The following is a 14,538-nucleotide window of genomic DNA, read 5'->3' on the forward strand; positions in this document are numbered from 1 at the left end:
GTTCACATTAGGCCGTACGGCGCGCGGCGTAGGACGTCGTACAGCAGGCGGCGGTCGAGGACGTTGCCCTCCGGCTCCAGCCAGTTGAGGAGTTCACGATCGGCGGACCGGGCCGACAGGCACGTCACGGCGGCCTCGGAGCCGCCCTGCGTCATGATCCCGCCCTGCCCGTCCACGGTCGGGTGAACGATCAGGAAGCCGCGCACCTGAGCCGTTCGGAGCCGCCCGCTCCAGGCGGTGACAGCGGCCTCGAGCGCGGGCGCCGGGCTGTCGATCGGCTGGCCGTTGAAGACGAGCGACCCGTAGGCGTCGAGGGAGTAGGCACCGGGCGGTCCCGTGAGCGAGACGATCAGCGCGACGCGGTTCCCGTTGAGCAGCATGTGATCGACGGCGACCGCACCGAGCTGCGCACCGTGCACCAGCTTCGCGGCAGGCAGCGCTCCGATCACAGGGTCGAGGAGGTTGGCCGTACGCCGCTGCAGGAGCACGTCGTACGCCGAGATCGGGGCCGCCAGCGCATCGTCGATGAGCGGCTCACCGGGACGGCCCCACAGGTTGAACTCGTACGCCGCGGTCCGGTCGATCGCCTGATCCAGCGCATGCGCCGTCGACCAGCGCCCGGTGAGGATCCGTACGACGATCAGGCCGGCGACCACCACTCCGACCAGAACTCGACCGACTGTGGAGACGCCACTCGCCGCGAACGGGTTGAACGTCAGGAACAGTGCCACGAGGAGGAAGGCCGCCGTGAGGACGCCGAGCACCTTGAACAGGCCGCCGAGAGGCACCCGCCTGCTCCAGTGCGGTGGCATCGCGACCACGATCATCGCGGCGGTGCCGACTCCGAAGACGACGTCCCAGAAGCCGTTGTAGTCGGTGGTGGCGAGGATCCAGATGATCAGGGCGGCGAAGACGGTCAGCGCGACGAGGGCGGGGACTCGCCAGCGGCCGAAGGTCGGGGTGGCGTGGATCGGGCCTGTGTTGACCGGCTGGGTCCGCTCACCGGTTGTCCTGGACTGCTCCGGCTGCTCACTCGACGCCTGCTCGCTGGACGGCTCGTTCGACCAGGGCTGGTCGGTCGACCAGGTCCAGGTGGGCTCAGGCTCAGGCTGTGGATCGGGCTGTGGATCGGGTTCTCGCCGCGGATCGGGCCGGGGCCGCGGATCCGGCTCGCGGGTGGTCGACTGGCCGGCGAGCAGGCGGTCGTACGACGCGCGCTTGACCGGGTCCGACAGCGTGGTCCAGGCCTCCTGCACGAGGCGGAAGAGCGCCGCGTTGCCGCCCTGGTCCGGGTGCACCTGACGGACCAGCTTCCGGTACGCGGTCTTGATCTCGGCGGCGCTGGCCGTGCGCTCGACGTTCAGCACTTCGTAGTGATCGGCCCCGCCCACCCCAGCACCTCCACGACACGACAGAACGCACTGAGGGTCAGTCACCGCAGTGACTGACCCTCAATGGTGGTCGGGCTGACAGGATTTGAACCTGCGACCTCTTCGTCCCGAACGAAGCGCGCTACCAAGCTGCGCCACAGCCCGAAGTCGCGAGTAGCTTACATGGGCTCAGCGTCCGGACGAAATCGGGTTATTGCGCGGGACGAGGGTGAGCAACGTCGCCTCCGGACGGCAGGCGAAACGGACCGGCGCGTACGGCGACGTACCGAGCCCTGCCGACACGTGCAGGGCTGCCTGACGGCCGTCGTACCCCCAGGTCGACAGGCCCTTCACGCGGGACGTGTCGAGGTCGCAGTTGGTCACCAGCGCGCCGTAGAACGGCACCGCGAGCTGACCGCCGTGGGTGTGCCCGGCGAGGACCAGCGGATAGCCGTCGCCGACGAAGCCGTTCAGGACCCGCTGGTACGGCGCGTGCGTGACGCCGATCGACAGGTCCGCCGTCGGGTCGATCTCGCCCGCGACCTCGTCGTACCGGTCGCGCTTGATGTGCGGGTCGTCGGTGCCGGCGAAGTCCAGACGCAGGCCGTTCACCTTCAGCGTGGCCTTGGCGTTGTTCAGGTCCGTCCAGCCGGCGCCGCTGAACGCGCGGCGCATCTCCTCGTACGGCAGGTCGGGTCCGTGCGGCTTGTGGCGCTGCTTGTTCGCGGGCAACAGGTACTTGCCCGGGTTCTTGAAGTGCGGCTTCCAGTAGTCGTTGGAGCCGAACACGAACACGCCCGGCAGGTCGAGCAGGTCGCCGTACGCACGGAGCAGCGGAGGGACCGAGTACTCGCTCGCGAGGTTGTCGCCGGTGTTGACGATCAGGTCCGGCTCGAGCGCGGCCAGTTCGTTGACCCAGCGGATCTTCTTCTCCTGCGTCGGCATCAGGTGCAGGTCGGACAGATGCAGCACCCTGAGCGGCGCGGTCCCCTCGGGCAGCACCGGCACCGTCACTCTGCGCAGCGTGAACCACCGCACCTCGATAGCGGCCGCATACGCGACACAAGCGGCCCCCATGGCGGTTGTCACCGCTGCGGTCTTGAGGGCGGTCCTGACGAAGCTCATTTCACCAGCCTGCCACAATCGTGGTCATGTCCAACTCCGGAATGAAGCAGCGCCTGCACGACGACATGACCGCCGCCCTCAAGGCGCGCGACGAGATCCGCAAGTCGACCCTGCGGATGGCGCTCACCGCGATCACCAAGGCGGAGGTGGCCGGCAAGGAGGCCCGCGAGCTCACCGACGCCGAGATCGTCGACGTACTCAGCTCCGAGGCCAAGAAGCGCCGCGAGTCCGTGGTCGCCTACCGCGACGCCGGCCGCGCCGAGCTCGCCGAGAAGGAGCAGGCCGAGGCGGACATCCTGGCCGACTACCTGCCCGAGCAGCTCTCCGAGGACGAGATCAAGGCCCTGGTGACCGAAACCATCGCCGCCACCGGCGCCGCCGAACTCGGCCCGCGCGGCATCGGCAAGGTCATGGGCGCCCTCCAGCCCAAGGTCAAGGGCAAGGCCGACGGCTCCGTCGTCTCCGCCGAAGTCAAACGCCAACTCGGCGCCTGAGCGAACGACTGAGGGCCTCGTCCAGAGTGGACGAGGCCCTCAGTGCTGTCAGCCTTGGCCGCGGCCGCCGCAGTTGGGGTATTTCGGGTTCCACGGTGGGCAGTTGGGGTTGAGGGTGGTCGGGGTGCCGGGTGGTTTCGTCGTGCCCGGCGGTTTGGTCGTGTTCGTCGGCGTTGTCGGCTTGCTCTTGCTGCCGTTGGAGACGTAGATCGTCACCAGGGAGCCGTCCGGGGCGCCGTCGCGCTGCCGCGGATCCGTGTACGCGACGGTGCCGGCGGTCTCCTCGGAGTTCACCGTGCCGGAGGCGATCGCGACCTCGAAGCCGGCCTGCCGCAGCTTGTTCGCCGCGTCCTCGGGGTTCATGCCGTTCACGAACGGCAGGTCCTTCACGTTGCCGCGCTGGACGACGCTGGACGGCGCGACGAAGCGCGTGGTCGGGAGCCCCTGCAGGGCGGCCTTCATCGCGGCCTCCCAGATCGGTCCGGCTGTGCCGGAACCCGACGGGTCGTTGATCTTCTTGCCGTTCAGGGTCTGACCCTGCAGCTCGTGGTACGGCGGGGACGCGTCGGCCACCGTGGCGGCCGCGGCGAGCTTCGACGAGTAACCGGCGTACCACACGGCCTTGGCCTCGTTGATGGTTCCGGTCTTGCCCGCGAGGTCGCTCTTGCCGAACTTCAGCTTGCTGCCGGTACCGCCGGTCTCCATGACCTGGTGGAGTACGGCGTTGACGCCGTCGGCAACCTCCTGCGACAGCGCCTGCTTGCACTGCGCACCGGGGATGCTCACGGCCTTGCCGGCCGAGTCCTTCACCGCGGTGATCAGCCACGGCTGGCAGTACATCCCGCGGGCCGCGAAGGCGGCGTACGCGTTCGCCAGCTGCAGCGGCGAGATGTTGTCGATGCCCAGCGTCATCGACGGGACCTGATGGAGCGCTTCGCCCGTTTGGGCCTGGTACAGACCCAGGGACGCGGCGATCTTGGCGATCGGGCACAGGCCGGTGCGCTGCGAGAGCTGCAGGAAGTAGGTGTTGGTCGACTTCTGCGCCGCCTGGATCATGTTCGGGACCGCGACGTTCTGCGTCGAGTTCTTCGGGTCGTACGGCTTGGTGATCTTGTACGGGCCGTCGCAGGTGCTGAACGTCTGGCCCTCGAGGTGGACCGGGCTCGGCGAGTTGATCTTGTAGTTGAGCGGGATGCCCTTCTGGATCGCCGCCGCGATCGTGAACGCCTTCATCGTCGAGCCGTTCTGCCAGCCGCCGTACCCGCCCGGGTAGCTCTTCGGGACGTTGTAGTTGTACGACGTCTGCCCGCGCTTGCTGCCGTACCCGCGGCTCTGGGCCATCGCCTTCACCAGACCGGTGCCCGGCTCGACGATCGTGATCGCCGCGACCGCCTGGTCGGTGGTCTGGGAGTGCGTGTCGATGGACCGCTGCGCGTCGGCCTGGATCTTCCGGTCCAGGGACGTCCTGACGGTCAGGCCCGCGGTCTTGATGTAGTTGGCGCGCTCGGCCTTGGTCTTGCCGAATGCCGGGTTGTCCTCCAGCAGCGAGACGACGTACTCGCAGTAGAAGGGGTACGGGCCGTTCGCGCAGCCGAGCTTGTTCGGGCGGACCTTGTTCGGGTCGATGACCGGGGTCTTCAGGGCCGAGTTGGCCTGGGAGACCGAGATGACGTTCAGCTGCAGCATCCGGCGCAGCACCACGTCGCGGCGCTCCTTGGCGCGGCTCGGGCTGTTGGTCGGGTCGTAGCCGGTCGGGTTCTTCACCAGGCCGGCCAGCATCGCGGCCTGCGGGAGCGTCAGCTGGGAGGCGTTCACCGAGAAGTAGTGCTGCGCGGCGGCCTGGATCCCCCACGCGCCGTCGCCGAAGTTGGCGAGGTTGAGGTACTTCTCCAGGATCTCGTTCTTCGAGTACTGCTTCTCGACCGCGATCGCGTAGCGCAGTTCGGCGACCTTGCGCTGGTAGGTGTCGGCGGTCGCCGCGGCCACCTCGGCCGGCGTCTTCGCCTTCTCCACCAGGCTGATCTTCACGTACTGCTGGGTGATGCTCGAACCACCCTGCTGCACCGAGCCCGACGACTGGTTCTGCAGCAGCGCGCGCAGCGTGCCCTTTGCGTCCAGCGCGCCGTGCTCGTAGAAACGGTCGTCCTCGATCGCGACGATCGCCTTCTGCATGATCGGCGCGACGTCCTTGAGCTTGACCGGGACCCGGTTCTGCTCGGCGAGCGTGGCGATCACCGACCCGTCGGCGGCCAGGATGGTGCTCTTCTGCTTCAGCGGCACCTCGTCGAACTGCTGCGGCAGGTCCTGCAGCGTGTCGGAAGTCTTCTCCGTGGTGAATCCGGCGAGGCCGGCGAACGGGATGGCGAGACCGGCGGCCAACGCCCCCGACAGCACGCTCACCCCTAGGAACAGAACCACAGATTGGACGACTCCCCGGTCGCCCTTTTCCCTGACGCGCATGGTTGTTAAGACTACGTGACCGCTGATTCGGGTTACCGCTGCGGCTGTGAGTTCGGTCACTCTGTCTGGACAAAGTTCATCCAAAAGGACGAGGCCCCGAGCAATCGCTCGGGGCCTCGTCCGGTACGTCGTTACGCGGCGTACTGGTGTGCCTGCACCTCGGCCGGCTCCAGGGCCAGCTCCAGCACCTCACGGACGTCGCTCACCGGGTGCACGGTCAGCTCCGCGAGCACGGACGCCGGTACGTCGTCCAGGTCCGGCTCGTTCCGCTTCGGGATCAGGATCGTGGTCAGCCCGGCCCGGTGCGCGGCGAGCAGCTTCTGCTTCACCCCGCCGATCGGGAGCACCCGTCCGGTCAGCGACACCTCACCGGTCATCGCGACCTCCGAGCGGACCGGCCGCCCGGACAGCAGCGACGCCAGCGCCGTCGTCATCGTCACACCCGCCGAGGGTCCGTCCTTCGGGACGGCACCGGCCGGCACGTGGATGTGTGCGTTCCGCTCGGCCAGGTCGCCGACCGGGAGCCCCAGCTCCGCGCCGTGCGAGCGCAGGTACGACAGGGCGATCTGCGCCGACTCCTTCATCACGTCACCCAGCTGCCCGGTCAACGTGACCCCGGTCGGGCCGGTCTCCTTGTCGGCCAGCGACGCCTCCACGAAGAGCACGTCACCACCCGCACCGGTCACCGCCAGCCCGGTCGCCACACCCGGAAGCGCCGTACGCTCCGCCGACTCCGGTGTGAACTTCGGCGACCCCAGGTACTCCTTCAGACCCGTCCCACCGATCGTCAGGCTGCCCAGGTCCTCACCAAGAGCCAGCTTGGCCGTCACCTTCCGCAGTACGCGGGAGATCGACCGCTCGAGCTGCCGTACGCCGGCCTCCCGGGTGTACTCACCCGCGAGTACCCGGAGCGCCGAGTCCTCGATGGTCACCTCGTCCGCCGTCAGGCCCGCCCGCTCCAGCTGACGCGGGAGCAGGTGGTCACGGGCGATGACGACCTTCTCGTCCTCGGTGTACCCGTCCAGCTGCACCAGCTCCATCCGGTCCAGCAGCGGCGCCGGGATGGAGTCCAGCACGTTCGCCGTGGCCAGGAACACCACGTCGGACAGGTCCAGCTCGACCTCCAGGTAGTGGTCCCGGAAGGTGTGGTTCTGTGCCGGGTCGAGGACCTCCAGCAGCGCGGCCGTCGGGTCGCCCCGGTAGTCCGCACCGACCTTATCGATCTCGTCCAGCAGTACGACGGGGTTCATCGAGCCTGCCTCGGTGATCGCCCGGACGATCCGGCCCGGGAGCGCACCGACGTACGTACGCCGGTGGCCACGGATCTCGGCCTCGTCGCGGACACCGCCCAGGGCGACCCGGACGAACTTCCGGCCCATCGCACGCGCCACGGACTCACCCAGCGAGGTCTTACCCACACCAGGAGGACCGACCAGGGCCAGTACGGCGCCACTGCGGCGACCGCCGACGACACCGAGACCACGGTCCGCGCGACGACGCCGTACGGCCAGATACTCCGTGATGCGCTGCTTCACGTCGTCCAGACCGGCGTGGTCCGCGTCCAGCACGGCCCGCGCCTCGCGGATGTCGTAGCTGTCCTCGGTGCGCTCGTTCCACGGCAGTTCGAGGACGGTGTCCAGCCAGGTCCGGATCCAGCCGACCTCGGGAGACTGCTCAGAGGTCCGCTCCAGCTTGTCGACCTCCGAGAGCGCCGCCTTCTTCACGTGCTCGGGCAGGTCGGCCGCCTCGACGCGGGCCCGGTAGTCCTCTTCCTCGGACTCGGCCTTACCGTCGAGCTCGGCCAGCTCCTTGCGGATCGCGGCCATCTGCTGGCGCAGCAGGAACTCGCGCTGCTGCTTCTCCATACCCTCCTGGACGTCCTTCTGGATCGTCTCGGAGACCTCGAGCTCGGCGAGGTGGTCCTTCACCCAGCCGATCAGCTTCTCCAGCCGCTCGGACACGTTCGCGTTCTCGACCAGCCAGGACTTCTGCTCGTTGTTCAGGTAGGACGCGTAGCCGGCCAGGTCGGACAGCTCCGCCGGGTCGTCGACGCCCTTGATGGAATCGATCACCTGGTAGGCGCCGCGACGCTGCAGCACGGAGGTGGTCAGAGTCTTGTACTCGCGGGCCAGCTCGACGGAGCGGTCGTCGGTGATCTCGTGCATCACCGTCGCGCCCACCCAGAGCGCCGCACCCGGGCCGGTGGTCCCGGCGCCGATGCGGACCCGCTGGGCCCCGCGGATCACAGCCGCCTGGGCACCGCCCGGCAGCCTGCCGATCTGCTCGATCTCACCGAGCACCCCGGCCTTGGCATATTTACCGTCCAGCCGCGGCACCAGGAGGACCTGGTCCGAACCCGCGGCCTGCGCGGCGTCGATCGCCGCCCGGGCCTCGCTGTCGGCGAGTCGGACCGGCACGACCATTCCCGGCAGGACCACGACGTCGTCCAGCGGCAGTACCGGAAGATTCAACGTATCGGTCACGCTGTCACACCCTTTTCCAAGTTGAGTCTGATGGGCTCAACCACGGGTGTAAGCAAGTAATTCCCGGCGCTTCAGGTGTTCGCTGACGGTGAAATCAGGCGGTGAGCAGCTCGCCGATCCGGCGCAGACCGGTCAGGTCATGGACGTCGTCGGCCAGTGCGGGCACCTCGACGATCCGGATCGAGCGATGACCTCGCCGGAACCGTTCGGCCCGCTTGTGGTCGCCGACGACCTGCTGCATCTTGTCCGCGTGCAACCGCAGTACGGCGGCCGTCAGCGGCGACTTGTCCGCTTCCTCCAGCTTCTCGGCCGCGGCGAGTGACCGCTCCGCCGACAGTTCCGGCGCCTGCGTGTTCGTCACCCGGTTCAGCACGACGCCGGCCAGCGGCATTCCCTCTGCCCGCAGCCGCTCCGCGAAGTACGACGCCTCCCGGAGCGCGTCGTTCTGCGGCGCGGCTACGACGAGGAACGAGGTGTGCGGCTCCCGGAGCAGCGCGACCGTCTGCTCGGCCCGCTGCCGGAACCCGCCGAACAACGTGTCGAACGCCGCCACGAACGTCTGTACGTCGGTCAGCACCTGGGCGCCGAGGACCTTGTTCAGCACCGACATCGCCATGTTCACGCCGGCCGACATCAGCTTGAACGGGCCGCGCGCCGGCGCCAGCAGTAGCCGGAGGAAACGGCCTTCGAGCAGTGACGCCAGCCGCTCCGGCGCGTCCAGGAAGTCCAGCGCCGACCGCGACGGGGGAGTGTCCACCACGATCAGGTCCCACTCGCCGGTCCGCTCGGCCTGCTTGTGCAGTTGCCCGAGCTTCTCCATCGCCATGTACTCCTGCGTACCGGCGAACGACGAGGAAAGCGCTTGATAGAAGGGATTCGCGAGAATCTGCTCCGCCTTCTCCGGCGTCGCGTGCTGCAGCACGACGTCGTCGAACGTGCGCTTCATGTCGAGCATCATCGCGTCCAGCCGGCCGCCGTTCGCGGCGTTCACCTCGGCCACCGCACGCGGGGTGTTGTCGAGCTCGGTCAGCCCCAGCGACTGCGCCAGCCGCCGGGCCGGGTCGATCGTGAGTACGACGACCTTCCGCCCCCGCTCCGCCGCCCGCAGCCCGAGCGCGGCCGCCGTCGTGGTCTTGCCCACACCGCCCGACCCACAGGTCACGACGATCCGCGTGTCCGGGTCGTCGATCAACGCATCCAGATCCAGATTCATGCCCGGAACTCCTCAGCCAGGTCGAGCAGGACGCCCTGGTCGATCCCGTCCGGCTGGAGCGTCAGCTCCGTCACCTGTTTGCCCAGGGCATCGATCCGGTCGCGGTTCTCGCGTTCGAGCCCGACCCGGATCGCGTGGTCGTGCGCCTCGCCGGCGAGCGTCTCCACCAGGTCGTCGCCGATCGTGAGCCCGGCCGCCTTCAAACCCCTGGTCAGCTCGGCGATGGGCAGTTTCTCCTTCACCGCAAGGGCCAGTGCGTCGTCGTCCAGTGGACTGTTCCGGACCAGGTTCACCACGATCGACCCGATCTGCAGGTCCAGCGCCTCCAGTTGCCCGACCGCGTCGAGGGTCTCCTGGACCGGCATCTCCTCGAGCAGCGTGACCAGATGGATCCGGGTGATGTCCGAGCGCAGCATCCCCATGATCGCGTCCGCCTGGTTGCGGATCGGCCCGACCTTGGCCAGTCCGGCGACCTCGGTGTTCACGTTCAGGAACGGCGCGATCCGCCCGGTCGGCGGGGCGTCCACCACCACGGCGTCGTACGCGAGCTTCCCGTTCACCTTGCGGCGGGTGGCCTCGTACACCTTGCCGGTCAGCAGTACGTCGCGGAGTCCCGGGGCGATCGTGGTGACGAAGTCGATCGCGCCGACCTTCTCGAGCGCCTTCCCGGCGCGGCCGAGGTGGTAGTACATGTCGAGGTACTCCAGCAGCGCGGCCTCGGCGTCCACGGCCAGCGCGAACACCTCACCGCCGCCGGGGCCGTGCGCGATCCGGCGTTCGACGTACGGCAGGGGAGGTACGTCGAAGAGCTGGGCGAGACCCTGACGGCCCTCGACCTCGACCAGCAGGATCCGTTTCCCCTGCTCGGCCAGCGCGAGCGCCATGGCGGCCGCGACGGTGGTCTTCCCGGTGCCGCCCTTGCCGGTCACCACGTGCAGTCGCGCCATAGGTCCCAGGGTAGGGCGTGGTCCACACCACACCGTTAGAGTCCCGTTCTATGAAGAAGTTCGAGTACTTCACCGCGCCGTTGCTGGTCCACTCGACCAAGGAGATCCTGGACAACTTCGGCCAGGACGGCTGGGAGCTGGTCCAGGTCGTCCCGGGCATGAACCCGGAGAACCTGGTCGCCTACTTCAAGCGGGAGATCGAGGACAAATGAGCCACCCCGAGGAGAAGCTCGCCGAGCTCGGCCTGAAGCTGCCCGAGGTGGCCAAGCCGGTCGCCGCGTACGTCCCGGCCGTCCGGACCGGTGACCTGGTCTACACATCCGGCCAGCTGCCGCTGCGCGAAGGCACGCTGATCGCCACCGGCAAGGTCGGCGACGCGGTCACGCCCGAGGTCGCCAGTGAGTGCGCCCAGCAGTGCGCGCTGAACGCCCTGGCCGCGGTCAAGGCGCAGATCGGCGACCTGGGGAACGTGAAGCGGATCGTCAAGGCGGTCGCGTTCATCGCCTCCACGGCGGACTTCACCGGCCAGCCGCAGGTCGCGAACGGCGCCTCCGAGCTGTTCGGCCAGGTCTTCGGCGACGCCGGGCAGCACGCCCGCAGCGCCGTCGGCGTCCCGGTCCTCCCGCTCGACGCCCCGGTCGAGATCGAACTGATCGTCGAGGTCGGCTAAACCCTCGTGCGGGACCTGAAGTCGCAACGGATGACCGGCCGCATGCTCGAGGCAGCCCTCGAGCATGCCGCCGGCACCCGCCCCCCAACCTCCGCCCGCCCCGCCGCCACCGTCATCCTCCTCCGCAACACACCCCCCATCCCTGCGGCGGCCGGACCGGAGGTTTACCTGCTGCGGCGGCAGCGGACGATGGCGTTTGCTGCTGGGATGACCGTCTTCCCGGGTGGGCGGGTCGACGCGACAGACTCGACGGTCGCCGACTCCTGGTCAGGGCCGTCGCCGGACTGGTTCGGCAAGCGCCTCGGTTGCTCCGCGGACACGGCAGCGGCGTACGTCGCGGCCGCAGTACGGGAAACCTTCGAGGAATCCGGCGTACTGCTGGCCGGCCCAACCCCGGACGCCGTGGTGGGCGACACCACCGGCGCCGACTGGGAAGCCGACCGGGTCGCCCTCGAAACCCGCGGACTCGGCTTCTCCGAGTTCCTGCACCGCCGCGGCCTGGTCCTCCGCGCCGACCTGCTCGGCCCGTGGGCGCACTGGATCACCCCAGAATTCGAGCCCAAGCGCTACGACACCGCGTTCTTCGTCGCCGCGCTCCCCGCCGGCCAGGTCACCCGCGACGTCACGAGCGAGTCCGACCAGGTCACCTGGATCCGCCCCGCGGACGCGGTCACCTCGGTCGACGCGGGCGAGATGCTGATGCTGCCCCCGACGTACATCTGCTGCCACGAACTCTCGCAGTACGGCGACGTCGCGGCGATCCTGAACGCGGCCGGCGAGCGCGAGATCCGGGCGATCATGCCCACCGTGCGCGTCGACGGCGACCAGGCCTATCTGGAGACCCAATGAACGTCACCGAGTACGCCACCCTGGTGCGGGCCGACAACCCCGGCCCGATGACTTTGGAGGGCACCAACACCTGGATCCTCCGCGCCCCCGACGCGGAACAGTCGGTGGTCGTCGACCCCGGCCCGATGCTGGAGGACCACCTCCGCGCGGTCCTGGACGCGGCGGGCAAGGTCGCCGTCGTACTGCTGACCCACAAGCACCCGGACCACTCCGAGGGCGCGGCGTGGTTCGCCAACCAGGCCGGCTGCGGCGTACGCGCGGTGGATCCCGAGTTCCGCATCCCCACCGACCACGCCCACGGCCTGTCCGAGGGCGACGTGATCACCGCCGACGGCCTCCGGATCGAGGTCCTCCCGACACCCGGCCACACCCTCGACTCGGTCTGCTTCTGGCTACCCCAGGACGGCTCCCTCCTCACCGGAGATACCGTCCTAGGCCGCGGCACGTCGGTCGTCGCGTACCCGGACGGTGCCCTAGGCCCCTACCTCGACTCCCTGGAACGCCTCCGAGCCTTCGCAACCTCCCCCGCCGACGTACTCCGCCTACTCCCCGGCCACGGCCCCGTCATCGACGACCCCACCGCAGTCCTCACGTACTACCTGGACCACCGCCAAGACCGCCTGAACCAAGTCCGAACCGCCCTATCCGAAGGCCACACCACCCCCGAGTCGATCGTCGCCCACGTCTACGCCGACGTCCCCCAACCCCTCCGCCCCGCCGCCGAACGCTCAGTCCGCGCCCAACTCGACTACCTGAAATAGGGGTTGCCCCCTGAGCTACCGCCTTGCCCCCTCAGATTCTCAGTAGGCAACCCTCCAACTGAGGGGATGCCCCCTGAGCGGAGTTATCCACAGGCGGTGGCAAGCGGCAGCGCGGGCGGGGTGGATCGCCCCATGCTTGGTGGATGAATCCGAAGTTGAAGCTGCTCGCTGAGAAGCAAGGCGGGGTGTACAGCCGTCGTCAGGCCGCGGACTGCGGTTACACCCGGGGGCAGATCCACGACCGGATCCAGGACGGCCGCTGGGAGCGGATCCGCTACGGGCAGTACGCCGAAGCGGTCGAGCTGGGCCTGCTCCAGCCGTGGGACCGGGACCTTCTGAAGCACCGCCGCCTCGTCCACGCGGTGATGAACTCGATGCGCCCCAGCACCGTTGCCGTGAGCCATCAGTCCGCCCTGGCGCTGCACGGCGTACCGCTGTGGGGCCCTGACCTCGCAGAAGTCCAGGTCAGCCGTCTCGACCGGCACCGCGGCGGCCGGATCGCCGGCGTTCGGCACCATCGCGGCAAGCTCACCGACGCGGACCTGACCGTGGTGGCCGGTCTGCCCGCGACCACGGTGCCGCGGGCCCTGTTCGAGATGGGGTGTACGTCGTCCTTCGAAGCGGCCGTGGTCAGCGCGGACGCCGTACGGCGTGATCATCCGATCAACGAGGCCGTCGTACAAAGGTTGCTTCAGGTCACCGAGTTCTGGACCGGGAGCGCGACGGCGCGAGCGGCCCTGAAGTTCAGCGATCCGTCGTCGGAGTCCGTCGGCGAGTCGCGGCTGAGAGTGCTCCTGCACACCCACGGGCTGCCGACGCCGGTGCTCCAGGCCGTGTTCGACGATGCCGCCGGCTTCATCGGGCGGGTGGACTTCTTCTTCGCGGCCGAGCGGACGGTCGTCGAGTTCGACGGCTTACTCAAGTACGGCGACGGCGCGCGGGAGACGCTGATCCGGGAGAAGCTCCGGGAGGACCGGCTCCGCGCCCTCGGACTGCAGGTCGTGCGCGTCACCTGGGCCGACCTCAACCACCCCGAGCAACTCATCGCACACATCCGCCGCGCCTTCGCCCGCGCGTGACTCCCGCCGCGTGGCTCCCGGGGTTGCCCCCTGAGATGCAGCGTTGCCCCCTGAGATTCTCAGTGGGCAACCCTCCAACTGAGGGGATGCCCACCGAGTTGGAGGGTTCGCGCAGCGGGCGGGCGGGGCGTGCGGGGGTGCGGGCCGGCGCGAGGTGCGGGCGCGGGGCGCGCGGCGCGGGCGGGGTGGCGGGCGGTGGGGGTTAGCGGGCTCGGCGTTGGAGGCGGTCTACGTCTAGGAGGACTACTGAGCGGGGCTCCAGGCGGACCCAGCCTCGGGAGGCGAAGTCGGCGAGGGCCTTGTTGACGGTTTCGCGGGAGGCGCCGACCAGTTGGGCGAGCTCTTCCTGGGTGAGGTCGTGGTGGACGTGGACGCCGTCGTCGGCGGTGCGGCCGAAGCGGCTGGCGAGGTCCAGGAGGGCCTTCGCGACTCGGCCCGGTACGTCGGAGAACACGAGGTCGGCCACTACGTCCGAGACCTTGCGGAGCCGGCCGGCGAGCTGCAGCAGCAGGCCGCGGGCGACCGCCGGGCGGCCGTCGAGCCAGCGGAGCAGCTCGTCGTGGGTCAGCGACATCAGCTGGGCGTCGGTGACGGCGGTGACGGTCGCGGACCGCGGTCCCGGGTCGAACAGCGACAGCTCACCGAACATCTGTCCCGGGCCGAGGACCGCGATCAGGTTCTCCCGGCCGTCGGCGGAGGTACGGCCCAGCTTGACCTTGCCCTCGACCACGACGAACAGCCGGTCACCGGAATCGCCCTCGTGGAACAGCACCTGACCGCGGCGCAGCCGGCTCTCGGTCATCGACGCGGCCAGGGCGTCGGCCGCCTCGTCGTCGAGCTGACTGAACAGCGGTGCCTGTCGGAGCACTGCGGCATCCACTTCTGGGCCTCCTAGGACCTTCGACCACGACTACGAACGTGGGATCCGCCACGTCCGTCGACCGATATGTGTACACCCGGTCGCCCCAAAACCGTAGCTCCTCCGGTGTCGGCACCGCCATGTAGGCTCGCCTCGACTCGCCGGAGCACCACACAGTGTGCCCTTCAGCACCCTCGGTAACCCCCGACCCGCCGACTACCGCGCCGC

The 14,538-nt window shown here is 69.1% G+C and carries 13 protein-coding genes and 1 tRNA gene; 6 read left to right on the forward strand and 8 right to left on the reverse strand.

Annotation, left to right across the window (positions count from 1 at the left end):
* Window positions 1-2 precede the first annotated feature (2 nt).
* The 3 genes from E0H92_RS34945 to E0H92_RS34955 all read right to left on the reverse strand — a co-directional run bounded on the left by E0H92_RS34945 (window position 3) and on the right by E0H92_RS34955 (window position 2,495).
* On the reverse strand, window positions 3-1,391 hold the full coding sequence (locus E0H92_RS34945) for a J domain-containing protein (RefSeq protein WP_131499266.1): 1,389 nt from the start codon (window positions 1,389-1,391) through the stop codon (window positions 3-5).
* A gap of 67 nt (window positions 1,392-1,458) precedes the next feature.
* A tRNA-Pro gene (locus E0H92_RS34950) sits at window positions 1,459-1,535 on the reverse strand.
* A gap of 24 nt (window positions 1,536-1,559) precedes the next feature.
* Window positions 1,560-2,495: a metallophosphoesterase gene (locus E0H92_RS34955; RefSeq protein ID WP_131466715.1), complete on the reverse strand. Its 936-nt coding sequence runs from the start codon at window positions 2,493-2,495 to the stop codon at window positions 1,560-1,562.
* Between the two features lie 26 nt (window positions 2,496-2,521).
* On the opposite strand from E0H92_RS34955, the gene E0H92_RS34960 reads away from it, so the two are divergent.
* Window positions 2,522-2,989, forward strand: a complete 468-nt coding sequence (locus E0H92_RS34960) for a GatB/YqeY domain-containing protein (protein WP_131499267.1) — start codon at window positions 2,522-2,524, stop codon at window positions 2,987-2,989.
* A 48-nt stretch (window positions 2,990-3,037) separates the two neighbouring features.
* On the opposite strand, the gene E0H92_RS34965 is transcribed toward E0H92_RS34960, so the two are convergent.
* The 4 genes from E0H92_RS34965 to bagA all read right to left on the reverse strand — a co-directional run bounded on the left by E0H92_RS34965 (window position 3,038) and on the right by bagA (window position 10,092).
* Window positions 3,038-5,449 (reverse strand): penicillin-binding protein, encoded by a 2,412-nt coding sequence (locus E0H92_RS34965; protein ID WP_131499268.1) that lies wholly within the window; start codon window positions 5,447-5,449, stop codon window positions 3,038-3,040.
* Between the two features lie 131 nt (window positions 5,450-5,580).
* Entirely contained in the window at window positions 5,581-7,932 is a 2,352-nt protein-coding gene (gene lon / locus E0H92_RS34970) for an endopeptidase La (protein ID WP_131499269.1), read from the reverse strand.
* 94 nt (window positions 7,933-8,026) lie between these two features.
* A complete protein-coding gene (bagB, locus tag E0H92_RS34975) occupies window positions 8,027-9,145 on the reverse strand; it encodes an ArsA family ATPase (protein WP_131499270.1) in 1,119 nt (372 codons plus the stop codon).
* Entirely contained in the window at window positions 9,142-10,092 is a 951-nt protein-coding gene (gene bagA, locus E0H92_RS34980) for an ATPase BagA (RefSeq protein WP_131499271.1), read from the reverse strand. Before bagA ends, bagB begins: the two co-directional genes overlap by 4 nt.
* A gap of 50 nt (window positions 10,093-10,142) precedes the next feature.
* On the opposite strand from bagA, the gene E0H92_RS34985 reads away from it, so the two are divergent.
* The 5 genes from E0H92_RS34985 to E0H92_RS35005 all read left to right on the forward strand — a co-directional run bounded on the left by E0H92_RS34985 (window position 10,143) and on the right by E0H92_RS35005 (window position 13,451).
* Window positions 10,143-10,304, forward strand: coding sequence for a Sp36 family protein (locus E0H92_RS34985; RefSeq protein ID WP_130386959.1), 162 nt, complete (start codon window positions 10,143-10,145; stop codon window positions 10,302-10,304).
* A complete protein-coding gene (locus E0H92_RS34990) occupies window positions 10,301-10,762 on the forward strand; it encodes a RidA family protein (RefSeq protein WP_131499272.1) in 462 nt (153 codons plus the stop codon). Before E0H92_RS34985 ends, E0H92_RS34990 begins: the two co-directional genes overlap by 4 nt.
* 30 nt (window positions 10,763-10,792) lie before the next feature.
* The gene (locus tag E0H92_RS34995; RefSeq protein ID WP_131499273.1) at window positions 10,793-11,611 is read left to right on the forward strand and encodes an NUDIX hydrolase; all 819 of its coding nucleotides are present in this window, start codon (window positions 10,793-10,795) and stop codon (window positions 11,609-11,611) included.
* Entirely contained in the window at window positions 11,608-12,372 is a 765-nt protein-coding gene (locus E0H92_RS35000) for an MBL fold metallo-hydrolase (protein WP_131466708.1), read from the forward strand. Before E0H92_RS34995 ends, E0H92_RS35000 begins: the two co-directional genes overlap by 4 nt.
* Before the next feature lie 143 nt (window positions 12,373-12,515).
* A complete protein-coding gene (locus tag E0H92_RS35005) occupies window positions 12,516-13,451 on the forward strand; it encodes a type IV toxin-antitoxin system AbiEi family antitoxin domain-containing protein (RefSeq protein ID WP_131466707.1) in 936 nt (311 codons plus the stop codon).
* A gap of 202 nt (window positions 13,452-13,653) precedes the next feature.
* Here E0H92_RS35005 and E0H92_RS35010 read toward each other — a convergent pair whose 3' ends face one another.
* The gene (locus tag E0H92_RS35010; RefSeq protein WP_130386963.1) at window positions 13,654-14,331 is read right to left on the reverse strand and encodes a Crp/Fnr family transcriptional regulator; all 678 of its coding nucleotides are present in this window, start codon (window positions 14,329-14,331) and stop codon (window positions 13,654-13,656) included.
* Between the last annotated feature and the right edge of the window lie 207 nt (window positions 14,332-14,538).

The organism is Kribbella speibonae, from assembly GCF_004331375.1.
Lineage (GTDB): Bacteria > Actinomycetota > Actinomycetes > Propionibacteriales > Kribbellaceae > Kribbella > Kribbella sindirgiensis.

Bases quoted from the DNA above. Each gene is read 5' to 3' on its own strand.
- E0H92_RS34985 (WP_130386959.1), top strand. From the start codon at position 10,143: ATGAAGAAGTTCGAGTACTTCACCGCGCCGTTGCTGGTCCACTCGACC.
- E0H92_RS34955 (WP_131466715.1), bottom strand. From the start codon at position 2,495: ATGAGCTTCGTCAGGACCGCCCTCAAGACCGCAGCGGTGACAACCGCC.
- E0H92_RS35005 (WP_131466707.1), top strand. From the start codon at position 12,516: ATGAATCCGAAGTTGAAGCTGCTCGCTGAGAAGCAAGGCGGGGTGTAC.
- E0H92_RS34990 (WP_131499272.1), top strand. From the start codon at position 10,301: ATGAGCCACCCCGAGGAGAAGCTCGCCGAGCTCGGCCTGAAGCTGCCC.
- E0H92_RS34965 (WP_131499268.1), bottom strand. From the start codon at position 5,449: ATGCGCGTCAGGGAAAAGGGCGACCGGGGAGTCGTCCAATCTGTGGTT.
- E0H92_RS35000 (WP_131466708.1), top strand. From the start codon at position 11,608: ATGAACGTCACCGAGTACGCCACCCTGGTGCGGGCCGACAACCCCGGC.
- E0H92_RS34960 (WP_131499267.1), top strand. From the start codon at position 2,522: ATGTCCAACTCCGGAATGAAGCAGCGCCTGCACGACGACATGACCGCC.
- bagA (WP_131499271.1), bottom strand. From the start codon at position 10,092: ATGGCGCGACTGCACGTGGTGACCGGCAAGGGCGGCACCGGGAAGACC.
- E0H92_RS34995 (WP_131499273.1), top strand. From the start codon at position 10,793: ATGACCGGCCGCATGCTCGAGGCAGCCCTCGAGCATGCCGCCGGCACC.
- bagB (WP_131499270.1), bottom strand. From the start codon at position 9,145: ATGAATCTGGATCTGGATGCGTTGATCGACGACCCGGACACGCGGATC.